Here is a 24,718-nt window from a genome sequence, read left to right as displayed (position 1 = left end):
GGCGACTGGAACTACACCCTCGCCCCGCACGCCACTGCGTAACAATCCCACGCTGATGGATCAGCGTCCTTAACACAGTCCTGGCCGGACATAAACCAAAATTACAAGTTATTACATCGCGAACCCTTAGCGTTTTGGTGATTATCGGAGAGTGTAGAGCTTCTGCAGGTTTTCCTCACTGAGCCATTCCATGGTTGCCTCACTGATACCGGGAGCTGCCTTGCTCATGGCTGCTTTCATCATGTCCAAGGTTGCGAAGGCGTAGAACGCCGAGGTGGTGCTCATGCTTTCGTGTCCGAGTAGTTGCATGATGATCGGCAGCGGGATCCCTTGTTTGTAAAGGTCCATCGCCTTGGTCTTGCGCAGCATGTGGCAATACAGCCTGGCCGGGATTGCAGGACAGGAGCTCCGGGCGGTGTTCCCGGCCTTCTTGAGGATCTCCGTGACGCTGTCTTCGGAAAGCCGGGTCGGTTCACCCTGGTGCAGGCTGTTGAACAGCGGACGTGTTGCCGGCAGGGCCGCATGCCGGGGATGGAACTCCTCCAGGTAGACGTGCAGGTGGTCGACCGTCCTGTCGCCCAGAGGTACCACGCGGCTCTTGTTCCCTTTCCCGGTCAGTGTCAGGTGCGCGGGTTTCACCAGGTTGAGGTCCCCGAGGGTCAGTGCGGTGATCTCGCTGACGCGTGCCGCGGACTCGTAGAGCAGGATCAGGAGCATGCGGTTGCGTCGCGACTTCGGGGTGGAACCAGTGAAGGCGGCAAGGAGCGCCTTGGTCGCGTCTACCTGTAGGTAGTCGATGGGTTTCATGGGCGCGGCAGGGGCCTTGAGCGCCTTGGCAGCCTCGTGCAAGGCCACCAGTCGGAGGTCTTCTTGGGAGGCGTAGCGCAGAAATGCCTTGATCGCGGTCAGGCGCAGGCCCACCGTCTTTGGCTGGTAGTTCTTGGTCTCGCGCATCCAGATCACCCAGGCTTTGAGGAATTTCCGTTCGAAATGGTCAAAGCCGACGTCCTTGCGCTGGATCTGTTGTTCGTCAACGAGGTAGCCCACGAAGCATTCCAGGGAAATCCGGTAGGCCTCAACGGTCTTCGGGGACAAGTTCCTGGCCCGGGGCATGTACTCGTGCAGGTAGTTCCGGGCGTATCCCCAAAAATTCGGGGTGTCGGTGCCGCTGTTGCGTTTCATTCGAATCCCACCTCGGGCAGAATTCCCTGGCCTTCACGGACGATGTCGGCGTAGCCGCTCATGAAATCCGGGGATGTATGGATGTAGTAGTAGGTGCTCGCCAGTGAGGCGTGGCCCATGTAGCGGGACAGGTAGGGCAGCATGGCGTTGACATCGGTGCCTTCGGCCATCCAGCGTTCGATGTTGGCATAGGCAAAGTGGTGACGGAAAGAATAGGGAATGGGTTGTTTCCCTCCAAGGTGCTGCGGCAGTCCGGCTTGGTCCCAGACCCTGCGGAACGCGGTCCCAACTGCCTCCGGCCGTACCGGGGTGCCGGTGGAGGAAACGAAGAAGGTCGCCCGCTTGTTGCCGAAGACGTCCCGGGAGGCCCGGTCGCAATCAGCCAGAACGTCAATGATCTGATCGGTGATCGGAAGCCACCGGCTGCGGTTTCCCTTGGACCAGAGCACGTCGATGATGCCCTCGGCCAGGTTCACGTCCCCCGGTTCCAACTCTCGCGCCTCGCAGGTGCGCAACCCGCACGAATGCATGAGGGCGAAGAACGCGGACCCCTGCCATCTCCACGGGGACCTGGTTTCCAACTGTGTCGCGGCGTCAAAGAACCTGGTGATCTCCTCGGTCGTCAGCAGGTATGGCTGCGGGCGGACCAGATCGGATCTCCACTGGTCAGAGAGGACATAGGCGTCCTCATCACCATTGAGCCGTTCCCACCGGCCGAAGTCCCTGATGTATGACATCCACGACCGGCTGCCGTTCGGGAGGCATGCTATCCGGGAAGAAACCCAGTCTTCAACGGTGGCCCGGTCAACGTTCTCCAGGGAATGTTCGACGCAGTAGCTGTCGAAGCTCCGCAAGGACGCAACCCTGGCGCTGCCGTGGATGCCCATGCTTTCCTTGAAAGCCAGGTATCGCTCGAGGTCGGGGGCAAACGAGCTGGTGAATCGGGGCCCGTTCATTGTCCGGCTCCCTGCAGCACCGGAAGCGGGAGGACGCACGCACGCATGTGCTCGGTGTCGGTGGCGAGATACGCGTTGGTGGATTCCGGGCCCGCATGACCCAGCACTGCCGCGATCGTCGGCAACGGGGTTCCCGCACGCAGAAGTCTGGTAGCGGCGTTGTGGCGCAGCAACCTCGTCCCGACCTTCGAGCGGCCCGTTCCTGCCGCACTGAAGGTTCGCCTGGTCACGTCATAGATGGACGAGTGGTCCGAGAACTCAGTGTGGGGTGCGACGGAACGCAAGAACACGTGGTCGTTACCGACATCGGGACGCATGGTGAGGACATACTCCGCAAGCCTTTCAGCGATCGCCGGCAGCAGGGGAAGCGTCAGCGGGTTGCCCGTTTTTTGCTGCACGATCCCGATCGTCGAATCACGCCAGTTGATGTCACTTAGCCGCAGGGCGATCAGGTCGCACGCACGCAGGCCCGTCACCAACGCCAGCAACGTGATGGCAGCATCCCGGGCCGCGATCAGGCCCCCGGTGCAAGCCTGGAGAACAGCCTGGTCATCTTCATCGCCCAAGCTGGGAATGATTCCGTGGTGCCGTTTAGCGTTAGCCAAGTCCAGAGCCTCTTGCAGGTCGTCGCGGTCCAGGAATTTCAGGAAGGCCCTCAGATTGATGACCGCCGACCACATCGAAGATTCAGCCCAGCGCCCCCGCAACGATTCAAGGAACCCCAGAACGCTGGCACCCCCGGCTTCCCGAAGCGACGTCACACCTTGGCCCTCCAGATAGAGAAGATACCCGCGAGCCTCGCGGTCATAAGAGGCCCGGGTGTTCACCGCCAGCCCGCGCTGCCCCATTTCAACTGACCAGCGGGCCAGCAGACAGCCAAGCTCCTCGGACCGCGGAGCAGCCTTGCCACCACCTCGCGGCACCATGGAAAGATCCACCGAACCGGTCAAAACGTACGAATCAAGCAACCTCACCAACCGGCCATACGACTTACGGCGCTGGTCACTGAACCTGCCGGTCCGCGGGCTCGTGGTCATTGAAGCAAACTCAGCACCCAACTCCACGGTATAGAGGCCATACTGTCTCCTGGCAAGCAACTCAAAGCGACGAAGCTATTTCCTGTATTCAAGAATCGTCGACGCCTTGTAGCCCGCCGCTTCCAGAGCCACCACCACCAGCTCACCAATCCCGATAACTGTCATATCCATGATGCACGCCCTTCGCTAGCCATACGGATACGACGAAGGTAACGCCAAAACCAAGTCGAAACGCTAACCTCGAGATTTCATGGCGGTGTGACCGGGCCGCGTAATTAAAGCCTGAAAGGTGCCTCTGACGTGGGAAAATGTAGTTACCACACAACATTTTCTACATAGTTTCAGGAGCACCTTGCAGGTGAACTACTTTACCGGTTTTTACCCCTCTGTCCGAGTTGATGCCACCGGTGAGGGTGTCGTGTCCCAAGCCGGTGGTGTTCTGCTGACCTCGATGGTGAAAGCATCGGGGATCACGGCTGGTTTGTCGCAGGCTCTGGAGCCTTGGCGCAAGCCGTTCGCTTCCCATGATCCGGGGAAGATTCTCACTGATCTGGCGCTGTCGCTGGCCACCGGTGGTGACTTCGCCTCGGATGTTGACCGGCTCCGCAATCAGTCGGAGGTCTATGGGTTGGTGGCCTCGGATGCGACGATCAGCCGATTCTTCACGACCTTGTCGCAGGTGAGACCAGCGAAGGCGTTGGCTGCTATCAACAAGGCACGGGCAGCGGCACGGGCCCATGTGTGGGAACAGGCAGGGAAAGACTCGCCCCTGCACGGGGTGAGTGCGGAGAACCCTCTGGTCATCGATTTGGACGCCTCGTTGCTGAACTCGCACTCCGAGAAGGAAGACGCCCGCCCAACTTGGAAGAAGGGGTTCGGTTTTCACCCGTTGTGTTCTTTCGTTGACCACGGCCTCCTGGGCACAGGGGAACCCTTGGCAACTCTGCTGCGTCCTGGCAATGCCGGCTCGAACACTGCTGCCGACCATATCCAAGTCGTTAAAGACTCAGTGAAGCAACTTCCCAAGGGGTACCGGTCGGGACGGAAGGTCATGATCCGCACCGACTCCGCTGGAGGCACGCACGGGTTCTTGGACTGGCTCACCGCCAAAGGACGCAATTTCTCCTACTCCGTCGGGTTCCCCATCCACGGGGCCGTGGCCGACGTTCTCCCGCTGGTCCCGAAGAAAGGGTGGACCAAAAGCCTACGACAGCAACGGAACTGAGCGCGATGGGGCGTGGGTTGCCGATATCACCGGGATGCTGGATTTGAAGTCCTGGCCGGACGGGATGCGAGTCATCGTGCGCAAGGAAATCCCGCACGTCGGTGCGCAGTTGCGGATTACCGACATTGACGGGAACCGGTACACGGCGATCGCGACGAACCAGGAAAAGGGCCAGCTGGCTGCTTTGGAAGTCCGCCACCGTTTACGGGCCCGGTGTGAGGACCGTATCCGTAATGCCAAGGACACCGGATTGGCGAACCTTCCGCTGAAAGCCTTCGCTGGCAACGAGCTCTGGTGCCATGTGGTCATGCTCGCCGCTGAGATCATGGCCTGGACCCAAATGATTGCTTTCACCGACAAGAAGCCCCGGCGTTGGGAACCGAAGAAGCTCCGGGTCCGGCTCTTTGAAATCGGCGGGAAGATCGCCACCCACGCCCGCCAAACCACCCTGCATCTAGCCTCCACGGCACCAGAGGTGCAACTCCTGATCAAAGGCTTGCAGCGGATCACGGCGTTGAGCCCACCATAGGCAAAAGTCGCTATCCGTCCGCACTCAAACAGAAAACAAAACCAGCACCACCGTGACCGACCGTGGAACCCGTCACCGACAACCGCCACACGGTCAGCGGACACAATGTCACAACCACATGCCAAAATCAGAACTATCAGGCAGACAGTCAGCCCTGATCCACCAGAAACCCCGCCTCATGCAAGATCGAGGCTAAGCCGAGGAAAGATTCCAAGAACGCCGGAACTCCGGGCCAAAGCCGATCTCTCTCGGCTTAGCGTTTTTCTCGGCTTAATCAACACTAAGCCGATATCGGCTTAGTAGTGACAACGGCTCTGAATTCCTCAATATGGCGGTCACTAACTGGTGCAATACCCATAACATTCGCATGACCCGCTCACGGCCACACCACTCGAACGACAACCCGTTCGTTGAGCAAAAGAACGGCGCCGTCGTGCGTCGCTCGGCGTTCAATTATCGCTACGACACCGATGTTGTGTATAGAGGAGCCATTTGGTAGCACGTGTGGGTTGATCGGGTGTGTAATCTCGCTACATCGTGGACAGTGAATATCACTTCTTCGTGGACACCGGGTCTCAAGAGTTTGTATGTCCTGTCTCACCACTTCGGGGACACACGATCTCATGACATCGGAGACACGCTGTCTCACTACATCGGAGACACTTTGAATGGTGGATTGGCGGGGATAGTCGTTGGATGAAGAACTCTCTTTCACCTCAGACTCGTGCGACCATCATCAACTACGATCCCTTGCAGCCTCATGCACTCTCGGTCACGGAGTTTTGCCGTTCGATCAAGATTTCGCGCAGTGTTTTCTATAAGATTCGAACCCGGGCTGTCCATGAATCCACCGCGGCCCTTCATCCCAGATCCCGTGCACCAAAGACTCCGGCCCGCAAGTATGGCCCCGCGGTTGTCAACGAAGTGGTGAAGATCCGCAAGCAACTCAAAGCCGATGGCTGGGACTACGGCCCGCGCTCGATTTACTACGAAGCCAGCCAGCTGGAGGCTTTTCCGGGCGGGAAGGTTCCCTCGGTCGCGACGATTGCCCGCCTGCTCTCCAGCGTAGGGCACGTCGATGCTGCCCCCAGGAAACGCCCGAAGTCCTCGTACATCCCTTTCGTGCGCGCCACCGTGATGTCGTTGTGGCAGCTCGATGCTTTCGAGTACCGCCTCACCAATGGGCAGGTCGTCACCGTGTACCAGCTCCTGGACGACGCGTCGCGCTTCGATGTGGGCACGGCGGCGTATTCCCGTGCCGAGAACAGTGCCGATGCCAAGGACGTCCTCGACCGAGCCATCACCGCCTATGGCCCGCCCAAGGAGCTGCTGTCGGACAACTCCTCGGCGTTCAACCAGTTGCGGGCCGGCAGGATTGGTTCCGTGGAAATCTTCCTCGCCTCCAAAGGGACCATGCCCATCAGCGGCCTGCCCGGCAAACCCACCACGCAGGGCAAGAATGAGCGCTCACACCAAACCTTGCTCCGGTTCCTCGACGCGCACCGCCCCACCACGCTCGAACAGCTCCAAAGCAGGATTGGCCGGTTTCGGGACCACTATAACAACCGCCGACCGCACCAGTCCCTGGACCATGCCACACCGCGCACAGCTTGGGATCTACTCGAGCACACACCGGCGACGGAGCCGATTCCCTTGCCCGTCCTGGAAGCGAAAGCCGCCTACTACATGCAGGTCCGCGCACGCCGTCAGGGAGACCTTGACAGGGCGGGCCTGACGATCACCAAGACCGGGACCATCCTGGCCGATGACAACGCCCAGGACAGGGCCGCGGACCAGTCAATCGTGGAGATCACCCGTGCTAACCGGCAAGTCTATTACCAGGGCTTCCACGTCTCCTTGCCCACGACCTACGCCGACCGCCTGTTCTACCGGACCATAACCGACGATGCCTTCATGCTCACCGACCCAGCCACGGGTGAAATCGTGTTCTCCTTCCCCCTGCCGATGGTTGCCCTAAACGTACGCGGCCGCTATGTTGCCTCATACTCCGTTCAGGGCGTGCAGGTGACCTACACGACGAAACAGTGGAACTGCAAACGAGAACACTACGAAGCCCAATTTGCCAAACGCCAAGAAGAACAACCAGACGTCATGGCCACGCGATAACCGCGCGCACAACTGCCGGCGCCACAATGCCGGTAGCTGTGTAAAAACTCTTGAGACCCGGTGTCCACGAAGAAGTGATATTCACTGTCCACGATGTAGCGAGATTACACACCGGATCGACCCACACGTGCTACCGAAAGGCTCTGCTGAACAATTGAACTTCGCCTGCTTAACGAACTCTGGCCGCTGGTGAACGTGCGCAAGAACCTGTTCCTGCCGACTAAGAAGGTCACCGGATACCTCCTCAGCGGCAAGGGAAAATCCGTGCGTAGCTACGATGATCCACGCACCCCAGCCCAACGGACTAAGGACACCGGGATCATGCTCGAGCCCCAGCGCTGCCACATGGAGGACCTCTACGCCAGCCTCGACCTGGCCGATCTAACGAACCGGATCAACGAGATCCAGCAGCAACTCATCCGGCTGGCCGCAGCCAAGACCTACTCCCAAGCACCCCACGCAGCATGACCATTACGCGAGCACTTTAGATGAGGCATGCAGTAATCATTTCGCGAGCACATTGACATGAGGCACCACGGTCATAGAGGTTTACTGGGCCGTAATCAAGTGGTGGCCAGAGATTCAAACACTGCTGGCCACCGGGGTGACGATAGCGAAGGTCGAAGCAGCCAAAACGATGATCAAAAATATCAAAAGGATCGCCCGCGGGTTCCGCAACCCAACTAACTATCAATCACGTATCCTGCTAAGAATTGCCGCCCGACCGGTGGCATGAATTCATCTCAGCGGGCTGGTATTCACCACTAAACGCGAGGAACCTGCTAACCAGGCTCTGACTGAAGTCAGACAGCAGCTCTCTCATCAGGTGCGGGGTCGTCGTGGCCGGGCTGTGGATCCAGCCTGGGCGCACAGGATGTTACTGCTGCGAGCTGCGGACACTCTTTCAGAACAGGCCGCAGCACGGTTGGAGAAAGTCTTCGCAACAGATGATCCCACCGGCAAAGCTCAAGGCTGCGTGGGACGTGAAAGAACAAGTACGGGTCATGCTGCGCACCGGTTCATTGGAAGACGCTGAGCTGGCCAAGGAACACCTTGAACGACTCGTGCAGGAATCCAAGCAGCCAGAAACGACCAGACTCTACCGGACCATTTGCCGGTGGTGGAAAGAGATCGAAGTCCTCATCGTCACCGGCGCCACCACAGGCAAAGTAGAAGCCAACAACACCAGCATCAAACACATCAAAAGGACCGGCCGCGGCTTCACCAATACCACCAACTACACGACTCGTATTATGCTCAGAAGCGCCGCCCGAACAGCGGTGAATCATCCATGACAATAATGGAATTCACCACGAACCGCGGAGAGCCGTGAACGCCTCGGCCCCAAGGATCTGGCGGGCCTTCGCAATCGTACGATGCGAACCCCACCAATGCTTGGACGTCCCGATAAGAGTAGCCCCGCACCAGCAGGGACACGATGTGTCGGTAATCAGCCATTACAGTCGGTTTCCTTTCACCACCCACGACACCAATGTCGTGGGTGAAAGCCATCCTCACCCGCCGTGACCAAAAGCGCTACCCGATCCACCCAGATCAACCCACAAGCGCTACCAAAAGCCTCCTCTATACAACGAACCAGCGAACCACGCCCCCTCCTATATCCAGAGCCCTGAGGTCTACAATGGACGTCATTCAGGGCTCTATGCGTTGCCAAGTATTGGTCACGGTGTTTTTGGAGACGCGGACGGACCGGAAACGGTGTTCGTCAATCCCGAGCATCCGCGGCCGCAAGAGATCAACGTCAAACCACTACTGATGACTTTGCATTAGCCCTGAATGAGTGTCTATCACGAGCCCATGAACCAGCAGTATAAGAAAATACAATACAGGCCAGCAGATATACGTTACCCGAAAGCAATCCCCATCCACTAGCAGCCGCAATAATAATTCCAGGGATGATCGCAACAAAATAAATCATCGGAGATTCCACAGTAGCGCGACTGCTAGACAAACTTCGAAGAGACAAAATAACGACAACAACGAATGGAAAAAGGAAACTTAGAGCTCCGATAACACCCATCTCAGCCACTAGTAGCAGAAAGGCATTATGAACCGGAAAGCCCGCAGAAGTAGAGGATGCCCACCTACCCACTACTTCAACATAGTTGTTGGGCCCAGTCCCACCCCAGAGGTTTTGAGAAATCTGCATCAAAGCCTCACTCTGCAGCTCAGGACGCTCACCACCCGTAGGGTCATCTTCAAAACGCAGAAGGTAAATACTGAAAAATGGAAGGCATATCAAAATCAACAAAAATATTGACTTGAATTTTGCATCAAGGCCATTTTTATTTTTGTTCAATACAATCCACAGAAGTACAGCAATAACAACTCCAATCATGTTAGCTCGACCGAACGTTAGAGCCGTCATTAGAATAACTAAACTAAGGGAACACTTACTAACACGACGCGCAAGAACATCCGCGGATCTGACGAATTGAAATACAAATGGCAAAATAAGAAGCAGCGCTTTTCCTAGGTTTCCGGGATGACCAAAAGTACCACCGGGACGCATTATATTCCCAGCGACCTGCGCTTCTCCGAAAACACCAACTGACAAGCCCATCATTTGCGCTGACACTACAACAAACTCAAGAAGCAGTACCGCAAAAATCGCAACACTGATATGGCGATCCCAAGTTACATCTGCTTGTCGATATTTCGCTATCGTATAACCGACAAACCAAACAACACCTCCTCCTAAGTAATGAATAAACCCTGCATTAACTGTCGCCGAATGTTGCCAAATCAACACCCAAGCAAGAATCAAATATATGATAGGTATTGCAATAAGACGAACCCCAGTGTTTTTTCTCTGCCTGACGATAAATATACCGGCAAAAATCACAGCTAACAGTAAGGGCAGTGTGAGCTGAGGTTGACCTTGAGCAACACCGACATGAGAGGTCGACGACACCTGAGTCAGGCCGAAAGGAGCCATGAATAAAACCATTATTAAAATAAATAGAGCACCCTTAAATACACCAGATTGAAAGACAATGACAGCAATAGCAAGTAGTAAAATGGCAAATAAAAGTAATAACAATTTAAAGCTCCATTAATTATTTATAAAGAAATTCAAATGCCCAACTGACTATATTTATGTCACTCCAATTGAAGCAAAGGATTTCATGTTGCTATTTAGAGTCAAACATTTATTATGACTTCCAAGATACTTCTCCAATTATCTTTTGAAATGAGATCCAAGTTTCGCGCCAAGACGTCGCTCATCAAGAAAGATTCATCCTTAACTCGAAGCGCTGATTCAACCAAGGCAATCACATTACCAGGTTCAACGAGACACTGCTCGGGAAGAAAACGAATTAGATTTTCGTTACTAAACGCTACTACAGGTTTCCCAAGCGATAATGCCATCATGATCGTTCCAGAGGCGGTCACATTCTCATAAGGTGCAATGAGAACATCCGCGAACATCAACGCAGCATAAAGTTGGTTATCAGAAACGTAAGAATTGCCGTCACCTTGCACGACTGTGTTTACACATGAATCTAAGACAACTCTCGCAGGTGGACTCACCAGACCAACGGAGACTAGTAGCGTTCCCTCTCGTTCAGTGAGTTCCCTAGAAATTTCTGGAAGCAAGTCGAAGCCCTTATCGGGCCGAATACTCCCCATGAAGAGTGCCACGATTTCCTCTCGTGGGAAACTTCTCAGACTTCGTAGCGCTGTATCGATAGCGTCCCTGTTATACCCAGCAGTAGACTGCGTCCATGCGAAATATCCGGGATGAGCCGCGACATAACAATTACCAGCCCCCTCAAGATTCGACGCCAATTCAGATGAATGAACAACCTGCGCTGAACACCGCCTCCGCAATTGAGCCAAGCCCCACTTTTTGTCAACATCGTCTCGTGCGGGTATTGGATTATGCACTACTAGAACAATCTTTGTTCCAAACATCAGAAGCAGTCGAAAACATACCACTTCTAACGTTGTATTAATCCACGGAACGATAATTAGTGGCCTTTTGGCAATTGCACGTAAAAAGAAAAGGAAAATACCAATAACATATTGAGCCTTTTTCAAGAAAGAAGCTTGACCCGCAGAAGGTGTCGGCAATACTTCGACATTAGCAGTGCATGCAGACCGTATCTTGTCGCCCTTTCTGCAAAATCGATAAACTCTCACTTGATCACCTGAAATTACCCTTGCAACTTCCGCACCATAGGGATTAAATGGGTTGGGATCCCAAACATAGACATCAATCATGTAACAACCTCAATTCAACGTATACTTAGTACTTCTGGGTTTCCACAGATCAGATGGAAAAGACGCCAATAAGCCTTCTAAATTAATTTGGGGAGGCTCAACCATTTGCATCTCCAACTCTGCCGATCGAAAAGTTGCTGCACTGTGTGTCTGCGACCTTCCGGTTCCCTTAAAGTAGTCTTCATACTTGAACGGAGGCTCAGTCCCTGAATCAACTAGTCTTGCAGGAATGCCGAACGCCTCAGCTACAACTACTCCATGAAGAGACGAGCTAATCACGTACTCACTTTGAACAATAGCTTTAATGCAATCACGCCAATGACACGTCGGATTCAGAACCTCAGCAGAACTATTCGCCGTCATTTCGAAATCATGTAAATTCGGTACGAATAGAATACCTCTTTTTTTTATTTTTAGATCTTTAATCATTTCTGGAAATAAATATGGAAGTAAAAGAGCAGGGTCTCCATAAACTTCACCTACACAGGCACCGCGAGATATGAGGTAATCACGGGTCAACGGTCCTCTCACAGACCGAACGTCCAAGTTTTGAAACTTATGCATAGAGACTGCAATTTTTCCATTTTTCCCCGAACCCCAAATTACATCATTTGTCTTTGCGAAATGTAGTATCGATCCTACAGTCAACAAATTTGGTGATCTGAGACGCTTCCGTGCTCGATATCCCCGAACCTCAACCAATCTCTTCACAATCTCTGGTCCCAAGAGGTCGCCAAAATTATTCGTTGACACACGTCCGGGAATATGTCTGGAAAACCTGCCGGTGCCAATTGGGAGGCGAGGATTCCAATGTATGACTTTGACTCCTTGAATACGTGACACTGTTCTCCTAAGAATTCATCGACTTTGTTTTGCGCTCTTGACAGTACTAATGATCAGATAGAAGTCAATGCGAAATTTTGGAATGGTAAGTACTGCAAGCGACATAAGTGTCAAAGCTAGTAGTATACAATACGTCAGTCTGAGTACATCAGTGACTGACCCTGGCAGCCACTGCAGAAAAGCAAATACTGAGGCGCCGATGATCAAAAATAGAAACATAGGACGCATTGTAACTCCGATCATCCGCAATACAGATAACCGAGCATGGGGTATAACAAAGATGGAAAGCAATACCCAATTAAGTGCAAGTCCCAAACTTCCGCCTGCAGCAACTCCTAGTATGCCAAATTTCACACCAACCAACATAAAAATCACCATCAAAATTCGGGAAATAGTACCTACCTTCAACTGCTTGGCAGTAAGATCACGCGCCAGGCATATCCAGTAATACACGTAACCTAGTGCTTGAAATATTCCGCCAATCGCTAACACAGAAAAAACCAGTGAGATGTTTCCCCAGCCAGGACCGAGCAGGATCGCCAACAAAGGTGTTGCAACAGATATTGCGAAAATAAATGATCCTATCAACAAATAGGAGAGAATCAATTGGGCTCGTAGTACATATTTTTCAAAGGTAGTATCGTCAGAGATCTTGGAAAGGATAGGCACGGCGACTTGTGTCATAGGCGCCGCTATTTGCTGGAGCGGTACTCGGAAGATTTGATAGGCTTGATTGTAAATCCCAAGTGGCTGAGTGCCTATAAACTTGCCTATCAACGTCGAGTCGACGTTAGAGGTGAAGTAGTTTACAAATTGAAGACCCGATGCTTTTAGGCCGAAGCGTAAGTAGCTTTTAAGATTAGGATCCTTCTTGGGCCACGTCGGACGCCATCGGGCAAATAAGATCAGTAGAACGACCTGAACCGTTACAATTGATACCTGCTGGAAGACCAATGCCCAATAGCCGGCTCCCATTATGCCTGCAATTATGGCTGCTGTAACAGCAATTGCCTGTGCAGTTATATCTATTTTTGCTAAAGTAAGAAACCTAAAGCTCCGCGAGAGCTCAGCACGAAATTGTGCGTTGAATGCCTGCAGTATATATATAATGGCCATTGCCTGGGCAATGCCTTCAACGGCCGGCACGTCATAAAATATTGACAGCGGATGGGCAGCAATAAATACTATAGCTGCGGCGAAGGCGCCAATGCAAAGGTTTATCCAAAAAAGATTCGATTTATTCTGATTTGAGATTAGGTGATCACGTAAAGACGCCATCGACAACCCAAAGTCCGCGAGAAGGGTTGCAATACCCGACACGGCAGTTACCATGGCAACGACACCAAAGTCGTCAGGTGTAAGTATCCTGGCCAAGGCGACAATCGATAGTGTCTGAAGTGCGAATTTTATCCATTGGCCAAAGACCGTTGTGAATGCACCTCTAGCTGCTGTTGTTGATAGACTCACTCTAAAAGGACCTTCATCGATATGTTATCAGCTAGGGCGGTCCTTAAATTTTTTTGATCTGTCTCCATGCCAAACATTAGCTATCCTCACCACGACAGGATAATTCACCAATGATGTTCATGTGCAATATGAATTCTTCATTATCGGAGAACCTCTTTGAAACTACTTTAGCCGGTACGCCCACGGCTATTGAGTTTTCAGGTATATCTCGTGTAACTACAGACCCAGAACCAATTATTGAGCCGTCGCCGATTTCAACCCCACTCAAAACTACACTTGATCCACCGATCCAAACATCTTGTCCAATTAACACCGAATCGCGTGGACATGGTTCCCGATCGCCTATCCAAGTCGACTTGGCCATTGGCACACCGATTTCGTGGACCGAGTGATCGTCTCGGCCGACTATCTGTACCCCCATACCGATAAGAGCATAATCACCAATCGACCCATTTACCTGAATAATCGATCTCGGACCGATGCTGACATTATTCCCTAATGTTAATCCGTGGGGCGAACTTATTACTACCCCGCGACCCACACGTAAGTTATTCCCCGTGAAGACATTTTCATTCACAGCCAACTTCCGAGTTATTATCCGTACTATGCTAATTAAGGGCCGCGGAATCATCGAACGTAATTTGGGACGCTTCATAGTTTCTCCTCATCCACACTAGCGACATTCCTGAGTGCGTCACTAAGACCAGCAGCCATTCTTTCGGCAGAATATCGTTCCCTGACGTAGATTGACAATAATTTATCAGGCACGCTTGAGCGTTCTCCCGCAGAATCAATTATTGCCGAACGCAGACCATCGATAGAATTCGATGCAAACCAGCGAATTCCTCCCGAAGCTGCCAGCTCTATCTCAGGCGAGTGAGGTTCGTCATCCGCCACTATCATAGGAACACCAAATCCGAGACTTTGCGTTAGTCCAAGTCCAGCGAACCCTGGCGAAACGGTACAGAACGCATTATCATATATTGGCTCAAGATCACTCGCATCATCGATCCAACCGGCAAAGGTCACCTTGTCGAGGATTCCTAGTTCTTCAGCCATATTTCGCAGCATGCCCTCTTCAGTACCTCCTCCGACGAGTACTAGTCCTACGTCGGGGAGGATCTTTTCTATTTGAGCAAACGATTTCAATAGCAGGCCAACCTTTTTAGCAGGTTCAAAACGTCCCACATACAGCACATTGTCGCGAACAGAATCCCCAGACCCTGCGCGTATCATCTCTGCTTTGTAAAGCGAGTTGGGGGCCACCCACACACGAGCATTAGGCAAATCTGCCCGAGCTTTCAACATATCTTTGTACGTATAGAGGATGGTCCCGGCTGACAGTCGCCGCATGGCGAGTCTCAGATACTTCGTTCGGGAAGATGCTCCCTTTTGTGGATGTACGTGTCCCCAGACTAGAGTTCTACGCCGAATAATGTATCGCGAAATTAGTAGTAACCACGCCGTTACACTTCGAGGATTAAGATCAACAACAATATTTCGTGCACGCAACGGTGTGAAGTCAGAAGCTATCTGTAAAAATAGCTTTCCAGTAAATGCGCGATGCATAGTCATGCGATTATAATAATTTGTCGGTATTCCACTTTTTACAGAAGGATCGAGATGCGCGTCGCTTATATATATAGAAAGGTCATCAGCGAATTCATTCTTCAAAAGTCCAATACATTCAGCCCTGTATTTCGGAAGAACAGCAAGTACTAGCGCATAATTAATGGCCTTCAAGATGAGTCACCTTGTCGTCGATTTTCTTGTTGATTCGCCTTAGTTCTCTTGTTTTTAAGTCTATTTGCCAATAATAGTGACTTAAGGCGAAGGCATAATCAAACCCGGCACGTCCATCTCGCATTCCTTGCTTGAAAAAGTACGAATATAGGAAGAATATAAAGGGCTTAAAAGGGACTCGATCAAAAAGCTGGCCTTGCCGTGACCTAGCTGAGGCAGTGTGCGTTCTTGCTTGTGGTCGCGTCCGGAGATGCGCCTCCCAATCGGAATATCTGTTGTGACGGTCAAACCAAGCACTGACGGGGTCTCTATCGTTATGAATTAGATGTGCGGAAAGTCGAATTGTCTTTCCATCAATAATCGGTTGATAATGGCCTTCAAGTTCACCCATGCCCGGAATGTCTAGGTCATCGACTATCGGGAAGTGTGCGCTACCCACCCGCAGTAGCGCCCTCTTGACGACTCTATGACCATATTTTAGAGTCTTGCCTGAAAACACATAATCTAAGTTTATTTCGCCGGCACTAAATTCGTGTTTTAGCATCTTAGGAATTAGAGTCTTTATCTCACTCAACAAATTATCAGTTACAAGTTCGTCGGCATCCAATTGCAGTACCCACTCATTTTTTAATCTTAAGTTATCCAATGGCCACTGCTTTTTTTTGGGGTACCTCCCATTCCAAGTGAAATTTACAATTGAAACACCTACGTCTTCGGCGATTTTACAAGTTGCGTCAGAACTATTGGAATCCAAAACAATAACTTCATTGAAGTCAGCAAGACTCCGAAGGCAAGACTCAATATTGTTTTCTTCATTTTTCGTCTGAACTATGACAGTTATGGGTATTTTCGAATTTGTCATCGACTATTTATCTATTCGCGTTTCGTCAGTAGTTTTTATAATGTCAGCCTGAAATCTTTTAGCTGTAGATTTGCTATGGCAATTATTTGTTATGGTGTTTGCTTCAACTATTTCATTGGGCCCAATTACAGACCCAGGAGATATCACCGCTGAGCTCCCTATTCTTGTTCCTCCCAAAATTATGCACCGAGCTGTTATCCATGATCCCGTTTCAATAATGATTGGACGGCATATGAGCGCCATGTCGCTCCGAAATGCATGGCTGCCGGTAGTTACAAGTGTTTCCTGTGAAATTGCCACATCATCACCGATATATAGATGGTCCTGGTTATGAAACCAAACCCCTTCCCCGATCCACGATCGATCTCCAATGTGAAGTTTCCATGGAAATTTTACCCGTGTTCTTGGCCTGTAAACGACGTCACGACCAATTTTTGCACCAAAAAGGCGTAAAACGCTAACTCTCAGCTTTGAACTTATCTGCCACGGATTAGAAATGAAAATTAATTCCGCTGCTCCCCAAAGATAAACGATCAGCTTCGGTTTGTCCCATGCCGAGCGCTCACCTGGTGCCTTAGACAAATCGATCACTGGTATTGTGTTGATCTTTCCAGAATTTGTGTCGTACAATGACATGATTCCCCCCCTATTTAGGTGAAGTAGTCGCTGATTTTTGATCTATTATTGCATGTGTGACTTCATCTAGACTCCGCATAACCATACTCGGGCTTAACTACGCGCCTGAGCCTACCGGCATCGCGCCATACACGACGCGGCTTGCAGAATTGCTCGTAGCTGAGGGGCACGACGTTCGTGTTCTTACGGGTTACCCCCACTACCCGGAGTGGAAGTTGGCCGAGGGGTATAACGGCTGGTCGCATGCAGAGGTCCTCAACGGAGTGACGCTCAAGCGGCTGAGGCATTTCGTCCCGACGACGTTGAGTAACGCACATCGTATGCATCTGGAGTTGAGCTTTGGTCTCCGACTGTTGTTCGCGAACTGGCACCGTCCCGATGCGGTGCTGATCGTTAGCCCTGCCCTTTTTGCTACGACGTTTGCTGTGCTTCGGGCTAGGTATGGATGGACGAGGCCGTCAACGGGAATCTGGGTTCAGGACATCTACAGCCGTGGGTTGGAAGAGACCGGCAGTGCGGGATCCCTTTCGACAAAGATTATGAAGAAGATAGAAGGATTCGCATTACGTTCTGCCACCAAAGTGACCGTTATCCACGACCGGTTCGGGGACTACCTTTCATCGGAACTGGGTGTGCCACGAAGTGACATCAGCACCATTCGCAACTGGACTCACCTTGCAATCCCGCCAGCAATTGACCGCATTGCTTCGCGGCGTCGGCTCGGCTGGGCAGATGACGATGTCATAGTCCTCCACGCCGGTAACATGGGTGTGAAACAGGGTCTTGAAAACGTGGTGGACGCTGCTAGGCTGGCTGAAGCACAGAGATCTCGAGTTCGGTTTGTGCTGCTGGGCGATGGCAACCAGAGGAGCATGATTCAACAGCTCGCCAAGGGTATCAACCGCATTCAGTTTATCGACCCACTACCCGATGCGTGGTTCCAAGAAGCCTTACAAGCAGCCGACATCCTCCTCGTCAACGAATTGAGCGGTCTTCGCGAGATGGCTGTGCCAAGTAAATTGACGTCATACTTCTCCACAGGACTCCCCGTTATAGCGGCCACGGAGGCTGACAGCACCACAGCAGAAGAAATCACCTCGTCCGGTGGAGGCATCCGCGTGGATCCATCGAAACCCAAGGATCTGTTGCTGGCCGCAGAACACCTTTCTGAGAATCCCGATCTCTCCGCAACACTTGGAGCAGCTGGCCGCGATTATGCCAAGAATTTTCTGTCTCAACATGCCGCTATAGTTGAATACTGTGCTTGGTTGACCAACCTCGCGGCCACTAACGGTAGCGAAACGGATCGAGTCGATCTCCAAAGCCAATCTCATAACGTCTAAACAGGGGGTAATGCGTTGTCTAAGCGCGCTCTAATCACGGGAATCACGGGTCAAGATGGCTCATATTTGGCCGAGCTACTGCTCAAAAAGGGGTACGAGGTGCATGGTCTCATCCGACGTGCCTCCACGTTCAACACAGCACGCATTGACCACCTTTATGTTGATGCCCACGACCCGTCGGCGAAGCTCTTCCTTCACTACGGGGACTTGAGTGACGGTGCGCGTTTGGTGACCCTCTTGGCGCAAATCAATCCGGACGAAGTCTACAACCTAGCTGCACAGTCCCATGTTCGGGTTTCCTTTGACGAACCGGAACATACGGCTGACACCACGGGTGTAGGTACTGTCCGGCTCCTTGAAGCCGTGCGCATGTCCGGCATCAAGACACGCTTCTACCAAGCCTCCACCTCGGAAATGTTCGGCGCCACACCGCCGCCCCAGGGTGAAGACACACCCTTCTATCCGCGGTCCCCCTATGGTGCGGCCAAGGTTTACAGCTACTGGATCACCAAAAACTACCGTGAGGCTTACGGCATGTTTGCCGTCAACGGCATCCTTTTCAACCACGAATCGCCGCGTCGCGGTGAAACCTTCGTCACACGTAAGATTACGCGCGCCGTAGCCGCCATCAAGGCGGGCAAGCAAACCGACCTCTACATGGGCAACTTGGACGCCATCCGCGACTGGGGATACGCCGCGGAATATGTTGAGGGCATGTGGCGCATGCTCCAAGTGGATGAACCCGAAGACTTCGTCTTGGCAACGGGAACCGGCTACACCGTGAAGGATTTTTTGACGGAAGCGTTCACCCACGCCGGGCTGAACTGGGAAGACCACGTCAAATTCGACGAACGATTCCTGCGTCCCACGGAAGTAGATGCCCTCATTGGCGACCCCACAAAGGCTAATGCCAAGCTTGGTTGGAAGACCACGGTGGAGACCCCCGAGCTTGCCCGCATCATGGTGGATGCGGACATCAAGTCACTCGAGACTGCCGGAAACCACTGGGTCGATTCAGTGGACTTGGAAAGTTGGAAAGCCTAGCCATGGAGATTAACTTCACACCAGGTCCCCTGGACCGAAGTAGCACCTTCTACGTTGCCGGACACCGCGGCCTTGTCGGATCGGCTATCTGGCGCAAGCTCCACGCCCAAGGCTTCACGAACCTGGTGGGCCGCACATCCAGCGAATTAGACCTCAAAGACCGCGATGCAACCTTCGCTTTCTTCGCTGAGACCAAACCTCGCTATGTAGTGCTGGCCGCCGCCAAAGTGGGAGGCATCCTTGCCAACAAGAATCATCCAGTTGACTTCCTCAGCGACAACTTGCGCATTCAGGTGAATGTCTTAGATGCTGCGCGGGAACACGGAGTGGAGCGCGTCTTGTTTCTGGGATCCTCATGCATCTATCCCCGGCTTGCCGCACAACCAATCCAGGAGGATTCACTCCTGACCGGTCATCTTGAACCCACCAATGATGCGTATGCCATCGCAAAGATCGCTGGCATACTCCACGTTCAGGCGATGCGCCGGCAATACGGCCTCCCGTGGATTTCTGCAATGCCTACTAATTTGTATGGCCCTGGTGATAACTTCTCTCGCCAAGGATCACACGTATTGCCCGCACTCATCCGTCGGTTTGACGACGCCGTGAAAGACTCGGCAAGCACTGTCACAAACTGGGGCAGTGGAACTCCAAGGCGGGAATTCCTCCATGTGGACGACATGGCCTCCGCGTGCCTGCACCTCATGGAGCACTACGATGGTCCCGAACAGGTCAACGTGGGTACCGGCCATGATGTCACCATTAAGGATGTCGCCACCACGGTGGCAAGCGCTGTTGGCTTTACGGGTGAAATCGAATGGGATGCCACTAAACCAGATGGCACGCCGCAAAAACTGTTGGACGTATCCAAACTGGCTTCTGCTGGCTGGCGGTCCACCATCTCGCTTGAAGACGGAATTCGCAATACCGTGGACTGGTACCACAACAACACTAACCAGATTCGCGAATAGACTGACAACCACAACAGAAGACCATCATCCGGGCGGACTTCGCCCCTAAGCGAACACGCCCGGATTTTTGTCTGAAGTGGCTTTTACATAGGGGACCCTACTTTTGGAATTACGCGACTATATCCGCATCCTGCGGCGCAATTGGATCATCATTGTGGCACTGGCTCTCGTTGGGCTTTTGGCCGGCGGAGCGTTTTCAGTGCTGAGCAAACCCGTCTATACCTCGGAGACTCAGCTCTTCGTGGCAACCCAAAATTCAGGCTCCGTCCAAGACCTGCAAACGGGAAACTCTTTCATCCAAGCAAGAGTTTCGTCATATGTGGTGACTGCCACCACACCGACAGTGCTGCAACCTGTCATCGACACCCTGGGCCTGGATGTTTCACCCCAGCAGCTCGCCGCAAATATCAAGGCAAGTTCTGATCTGAAGACTGTTCTCATTACCATCTCAGTCAATGACGGTTCGCCTGTGCAAGCGGCCGCGATTGCGCACGCCGTGGCCAGCAGCCTGATCACTGCGGTGGACAAATTAGAGAAACCTGCGGACGGTGGGGCCTCACCCGTCAAGCTGTCCGTTGTGACCCCTGCGACTGCACCCACTTCGCCCTCTTCCCCCAACCTCAAGATCAACTTGGCCCTTGGTTTGATTCTGGGGCTGGCTCTGGGAGTCGCGGCAGCGCTGCTGCGAACCACGCTGGACACTCGAGTGCGTAGTGAAAGCGACCTCCGACGGGTCACGGAGTCTCCAGTCTTGGGCGGCATAGCGTTTGATCAGGACGCACTGAAGAATCCTCTCCTAAGCCAAGAAACCGGGCACAGCCAGCGTGCCGAGTCGTTTAGGCAACTCCGGACCAACCTCCATTTTGCTCAAGTCAGCAGCAACAGCAAGACATTCCTTGTTACATCTTCGCTGCCCGGAGAAGGCAAGAGCACCACTGCCACCAATCTAGCGCTTGCAATGGCTGAGTCCGGCCAGAGCGTGGCCCTTGTGGACGCCGATCTCCGTCGGCCCATGGTGGCCAAGTATCTGGGGCTCGAGGGTGCTGCGGGGCTTACCACAGCACTGGTGGGGGATGCCACCATCAAGGATCTTCTCCAGCCGTGGGGACCTCACGGACTCCAAGTGCTCACCTCCGGAAGGATTCCGCCGAATCCCAGCGAACTGCTGGGATCAGAAGCGATGTCAACTTTAATTGGACAGTTGGAGAAGGATTTCGATGCAGTAGTTATCGATGCCCCGCCGCTTCTGCCTGTCACAGACTCCGCAGTTTTGGCCCAAAAGGTGGGCGGCGTAATGGTTGTGGTGGGTTGCCACACAGCCAAACAGCAGGAAGTGGCCAAGGCCATGGAAACCCTTCAGCTGCTCGACGCCAATGTGCTGGGCGTTGTACTCAACCGAGTTCCAGTCAAGGGGCCTGATGCCTACGCCTACAGTTACTACGGGTACACCGCCAACGCAGAAAACATCAGTGTCAAACCAGCTGGTTTGGCTCCTTCAACGGTTGTCATTCGCGACACACATGGAGCTGTCGAGGATGACTTTGACAAGCTATTGCGAGGAACCGATAGAAGAGCCACTCGAAGCGGATAGCTTCTGCCCTAATACTCGGGCATCCAAGCGCTCGTTACCGCAGGACACTGTGTTATCACCACCCTCCTGAACGACCGCAGCCTTCCACTCGCACGTACGCACTCTGGGGAAATAATTGAATTCAACAAACTGGCGCACACGCTATTCGCGCCGCATTGGGGCTGTGGATGCTGCCATTGTAATCTGGGCCGTTATCGGGGCGCACTTGCTCCGATTTGGACTCACCCCGGCATGGACCAATCCCATTGCCGGCACTCCCATTGGTTCTTATCTCACGGTATCCGTGCTTCTTCCGTGCATGTGGTGGCTGATGCTCAGTGCATGGGGTACTCGCGAAGCACGCATCCTCGGTTCCGGTCCCGAAGAATACAAACGAGTCTTTGCCGCGAGCTTGTGGCTGTTTGGCGTGTTGGCCATCATTTCCTACGCACTCCAGCTTGACTTGGCGCGCGGCTATGTGGGTATAGCATTCCCGACTGGAACGCTGGGTTTGATCGCTGGCAGGTGGGTCCTACGCCAGCATTTGAGCTTGGAACGTGGCCGCGGTGGAAGTGCCTCCCGAATTTTGGTGGTGGGCGGCCCAGCAGCGGTTGGTCACCTGGTGCAGGCCTTGCGCCGACAACCCCAGGCTGGCTACTTGCCGGTGGCCGTTCACCTGCCTGGCCACGAGGAGCAATCTGTACACGATGCAGTGGATTTACCAATTCTTGGAACAGCACCGTCTGTTGCCAGTATCCAGCAGGCAGTGGTTGCCTGCGGCGCGGATGCAGTGGCAGTCACAACAGGTGTTCGGCTCAGTCCCCTGACTATGCGCCAATTAGGCTGGGCTTTATCCGCAGCCAGTATTGGATTGATCTTGGCCCCCGCATTGACCGATATTGCCGGTCCACGCATTCACACCCGTCCAGTGGCTGGGCTCCCCCTCATCCACGTCACCACGCCAAGGCTTGAAGGCGGAAAGCGTGTAGCCAAACGTCTCTTCGATGTGTCACTCTCTGGACTTCTACTGCTGGTTTTCTCCCCACTCATGCTGGTAGTTGCAGCATTCATCAAAGCTGACAGCACCGGTCCGGTGTTCTTTAAACAGCAACGGGTTGGCATACTCGGGAAGACGTTCTACATGGTCAAATTCAGGTCCATGGGTGTGGATGCAGAGGACCGTCTGGCCGAGCTCCAGGCAGGCCACGATGGGAGTGGCCTCCTCTTCAAACTCAAGACAGATCCCCGTGTGACCCGCGTTGGAGCCATTCTCCGCCGCTTCAGCGTGGACGAGCTGCCCCAGCTGATCAATGTCCTGCGAGGCGAAATGAGCCTTGTTGGTCCCCGCCCACCGCTGCCCACAGAAGTTGCCGAATATGAGGATCATGTGCGCCGCCGCCTGCTGGTCAAGCCAGGTCTCACGGGGCTCTGGCAGGTCAGCGGAAGGTCCAACCTGTCATGGCAGGATTCTGTCCGGTTGGATCTGTATTACGTGGAAAACTGGTCCATGGCCGGGGACATGGTGATTCTTTTCCGAACCGCCCGCGCCGTTTTCGGGCGCGACGGCGCGTACTAAGCCTTATTTTTAGTCTTTTTCTTTTGAGCAGAAAGTTCTTTCAATGCAAATCTCAGTAATTGGTTGCGGGTATCTTGGCGCCGTGCATGCTGCGTGCATGGCCAAGTTGGGCCACGACGTGGTCGGCATCGACGTCGATCCACACAAAGTTGCAGAACTCTCCGCAGCTCGTGCGCCCTTCTTTGAGCCCGGACTGGAGGATCTTCTCAGCGAGGTCCAGGCCACTGGCAGACTCACGTTCACCACTGACATGTCAGCAGCCGCCGGCAGTGCCGTTCACTTCATTTGTGTTGGAACACCGCAAAAGAAAGGTGAAAAGGCTGCCGATCTCAGATTTGTGGATGCCGCCACCACTGCTTTGGTCCCTTATCTGGGTGCCGGCGAGCTGGTGGTGGGCAAATCAACCGTGCCAGTGGGAACTGCCGAGCGCTTGGCAGAACTCATCCAAGAACACCAGCCCGAGGCTCATCTTGCCTGGAACCCTGAGTTTTTGCGCGAAGGACATGCAGTCCAGGACACCCTGGCACCGGACAGGTTCGTGTACGGCGTTCCCGGCGCCGCCGAAGACCATCCGGCGGTCGCGGTGCTGGACGCGGTTTATGCATCCTCGCTGGACTGTGGAACCCCGCGGCTGGTGGCGGACTACGCCACTGCGGAGCTGGTAAAGGCCGCAGCCAATTCATTTCTAGCCACCAAGATCTCCTTCATCAACGCCATGTCAGAAGTCTGCGAAGCTGCAGGTGCTGATGTGACACTGCTGGCGGACGCCATTGGCATGGATGAGCGGATCGGGCGAAAGTTCCTCAATGCAGGCATCGGTTTTGGCGGGGGCTGCCTTCCCAAGGACATCCGCTCCTTCATGGCCCGTGCGGGCGAGCTGGGGGCGGACCAGGCCCTGACGTTCCTGCGCGAGGTGGATGCCATCAACATGCGCCGCCGCACCAGGACGGTAGAACTGACCCGCGAGATCTGCGACGGAACACTCTTGGGTCAGCGCATCACAGTTCTGGGTGCCGCTTTCAAACCCAACAGCGACGACGTCAGGGACTCCCCTGCCCTTAGCATTGCAGCTCAGTTGCAACTCCAAGGTGCAGTGGTGACCGTCACTGACCCCGAGGCACTAGCCAACGCCGCCCGTCGTTTTCCGGAATTGAACTATGAAACCGATCTTGAAACGGCCCTGCAGAACGCCGATGTAGTACTTCTATTGACGGAGTGGCAGCGGTACCGCGAACTCGATCCTCATGCGGTGTTCAGCCAAGTGCGGAGCCCCAAGATTCTTGACGGTAGAAATGTGCTGGAACCGAGCAAATGGCGAGCCGCGGGATGGACCTACCGCGGCATGGGACGTCCGTAGCC

The 24,718-nt window shown here is 53.5% G+C and carries 22 protein-coding genes and 1 pseudogene; 12 read left to right on the top strand and 11 right to left on the bottom strand.

Going from position 1 to position 24,718, the window contains the following annotated elements; all coding sequences use genetic code 11:
- Positions 1–141: 141 nt before the first annotated feature.
- The 3 genes from JMA46_RS13475 to JMA46_RS13465 are packed head-to-tail and all read right to left on the bottom strand — an operon-like array spanning position 142 to position 3,175.
- A complete protein-coding gene (locus JMA46_RS13475) occupies positions 142–1,182 on the bottom strand; it encodes a tyrosine-type recombinase/integrase (RefSeq protein ID WP_207345858.1) in 1,041 nt (346 codons plus the stop codon).
- Positions 1,179–2,138, bottom strand: coding sequence for a tyrosine-type recombinase/integrase (locus tag JMA46_RS13470; RefSeq protein WP_207345857.1), 960 nt, complete (start codon positions 2,136–2,138; stop codon positions 1,179–1,181). Before JMA46_RS13470 ends, JMA46_RS13475 begins: the two co-directional genes overlap by 4 nt.
- Positions 2,135–3,175: a site-specific integrase gene (locus JMA46_RS13465; RefSeq protein ID WP_207345856.1), complete on the bottom strand. Its 1,041-nt coding sequence runs from the start codon at positions 3,173–3,175 to the stop codon at positions 2,135–2,137. Before JMA46_RS13465 ends, JMA46_RS13470 begins: the two co-directional genes overlap by 4 nt.
- Positions 3,176–3,533: 358 nt before the next feature.
- Between JMA46_RS13465 and JMA46_RS13460 the strand changes: the two are divergent.
- The 6 genes and pseudogenes from JMA46_RS13460 (at position 3,534) to JMA46_RS17260 (ending at position 8,351) form a co-directional block, all read left to right on the top strand.
- Positions 3,534–4,929: pseudogene (locus JMA46_RS13460) on the top strand (IS1380 family transposase).
- 367 nt (positions 4,930–5,296) lie between these two features.
- Positions 5,297–5,428 carry a hypothetical protein gene (locus JMA46_RS17485; RefSeq protein WP_282099600.1) on the top strand — a complete coding sequence of 44 codons (132 nt, stop codon included), beginning with the start codon at positions 5,297–5,299 and terminating at the stop codon, positions 5,426–5,428.
- A gap of 197 nt (positions 5,429–5,625) precedes the next feature.
- Positions 5,626–7,056 carry an integrase core domain-containing protein gene (locus tag JMA46_RS13450; RefSeq protein ID WP_207345854.1) on the top strand — a complete coding sequence of 477 codons (1,431 nt, stop codon included), beginning with the start codon at positions 5,626–5,628 and terminating at the stop codon, positions 7,054–7,056.
- Positions 7,057–7,245: 189 nt separating this feature from the next.
- Entirely contained in the window at positions 7,246–7,524 is a 279-nt protein-coding gene (locus JMA46_RS13445; protein WP_207345853.1) for a hypothetical protein, read from the top strand.
- Positions 7,525–7,597: 73 nt separating this feature from the next.
- Positions 7,598–7,792 (top strand): transposase, encoded by a 195-nt coding sequence (locus tag JMA46_RS13440; protein WP_207345863.1) that lies wholly within the window; start codon positions 7,598–7,600, stop codon positions 7,790–7,792.
- A 247-nt stretch (positions 7,793–8,039) separates the two neighbouring features.
- Positions 8,040–8,351 (top strand): transposase, encoded by a 312-nt coding sequence (locus tag JMA46_RS17260; protein ID WP_348770167.1) that lies wholly within the window; start codon positions 8,040–8,042, stop codon positions 8,349–8,351.
- Positions 8,352–8,818: 467 nt separating this feature from the next.
- On the opposite strand, the gene JMA46_RS13430 is transcribed toward JMA46_RS17260, so the two are convergent.
- The 8 genes from JMA46_RS13430 to JMA46_RS13395 all read right to left on the bottom strand — a co-directional run bounded on the left by JMA46_RS13430 (position 8,819) and on the right by JMA46_RS13395 (position 16,855).
- Positions 8,819–10,120: an O-antigen ligase family protein gene (locus tag JMA46_RS13430; RefSeq protein ID WP_207345852.1), complete on the bottom strand. Its 1,302-nt coding sequence runs from the start codon at positions 10,118–10,120 to the stop codon at positions 8,819–8,821.
- Positions 10,121–10,221: 101 nt separating this feature from the next.
- Positions 10,222–11,304 (bottom strand): glycosyltransferase, encoded by a 1,083-nt coding sequence (locus JMA46_RS13425; RefSeq protein WP_207345851.1) that lies wholly within the window; start codon positions 11,302–11,304, stop codon positions 10,222–10,224.
- Between the two features lie 9 nt (positions 11,305–11,313).
- Positions 11,314–11,868, bottom strand: coding sequence for a polysaccharide pyruvyl transferase family protein (locus JMA46_RS13420; protein ID WP_348770168.1), 555 nt, complete (start codon positions 11,866–11,868; stop codon positions 11,314–11,316).
- A gap of 294 nt (positions 11,869–12,162) precedes the next feature.
- Positions 12,163–13,614 carry a lipopolysaccharide biosynthesis protein gene (locus JMA46_RS13415; protein ID WP_207345849.1) on the bottom strand — a complete coding sequence of 484 codons (1,452 nt, stop codon included), beginning with the start codon at positions 13,612–13,614 and terminating at the stop codon, positions 12,163–12,165.
- Positions 13,615–13,690: 76 nt separating this feature from the next.
- Entirely contained in the window at positions 13,691–13,978 is a 288-nt protein-coding gene (locus JMA46_RS17255; RefSeq protein ID WP_247647298.1) for a DapH/DapD/GlmU-related protein, read from the bottom strand.
- Between the two features lie 287 nt (positions 13,979–14,265).
- Positions 14,266–15,357, bottom strand: a complete 1,092-nt coding sequence (locus JMA46_RS13405) for a glycosyltransferase (protein WP_207345848.1) — start codon at positions 15,355–15,357, stop codon at positions 14,266–14,268.
- Positions 15,344–16,219 (bottom strand): glycosyltransferase family 2 protein, encoded by an 876-nt coding sequence (locus JMA46_RS13400; RefSeq protein ID WP_207345847.1) that lies wholly within the window; start codon positions 16,217–16,219, stop codon positions 15,344–15,346. The genes JMA46_RS13405 and JMA46_RS13400 overlap by 14 nt, the downstream gene beginning before the upstream one ends.
- A 3-nt stretch (positions 16,220–16,222) precedes the next feature.
- Positions 16,223–16,855 carry an acetyltransferase gene (locus JMA46_RS13395; RefSeq protein WP_207345846.1) on the bottom strand — a complete coding sequence of 211 codons (633 nt, stop codon included), beginning with the start codon at positions 16,853–16,855 and terminating at the stop codon, positions 16,223–16,225.
- A gap of 56 nt (positions 16,856–16,911) precedes the next feature.
- Between JMA46_RS13395 and JMA46_RS13390 the strand changes: the two genes are divergently transcribed.
- From JMA46_RS13390 to JMA46_RS13365, 6 genes are all read left to right on the top strand, one after another.
- A complete protein-coding gene (locus tag JMA46_RS13390) occupies positions 16,912–18,198 on the top strand; it encodes a glycosyltransferase (protein WP_207345845.1) in 1,287 nt (428 codons plus the stop codon).
- A gap of 15 nt (positions 18,199–18,213) precedes the next feature.
- Positions 18,214–19,242 (top strand): GDP-mannose 4,6-dehydratase, encoded by a 1,029-nt coding sequence (gmd, locus tag JMA46_RS13385; protein WP_207345844.1) that lies wholly within the window; start codon positions 18,214–18,216, stop codon positions 19,240–19,242.
- Positions 19,243–19,244: 2 nt separating this feature from the next.
- Positions 19,245–20,213, top strand: coding sequence for a GDP-L-fucose synthase (locus JMA46_RS13380; protein ID WP_207345843.1), 969 nt, complete (start codon positions 19,245–19,247; stop codon positions 20,211–20,213).
- A 103-nt stretch (positions 20,214–20,316) separates the two neighbouring features.
- Entirely contained in the window at positions 20,317–21,804 is a 1,488-nt protein-coding gene (locus JMA46_RS13375; protein WP_207345842.1) for a polysaccharide biosynthesis tyrosine autokinase, read from the top strand.
- A 115-nt stretch (positions 21,805–21,919) separates the two neighbouring features.
- Positions 21,920–23,359, top strand: coding sequence for a sugar transferase (locus tag JMA46_RS13370; protein ID WP_210768744.1), 1,440 nt, complete (start codon positions 21,920–21,922; stop codon positions 23,357–23,359).
- A 43-nt stretch (positions 23,360–23,402) separates the two neighbouring features.
- Entirely contained in the window at positions 23,403–24,716 is a 1,314-nt protein-coding gene (locus JMA46_RS13365; protein WP_207345841.1) for a UDP-glucose/GDP-mannose dehydrogenase family protein, read from the top strand.
- Positions 24,717–24,718 lie beyond the last annotated feature (2 nt).

The organism is Arthrobacter sp. E3 (genome assembly GCF_017353415.1).
Taxonomy (GTDB): domain Bacteria; phylum Actinomycetota; class Actinomycetes; order Actinomycetales; family Micrococcaceae; genus Specibacter.
This window is presented reverse-complemented; position numbering and strand designations above follow the sequence as displayed.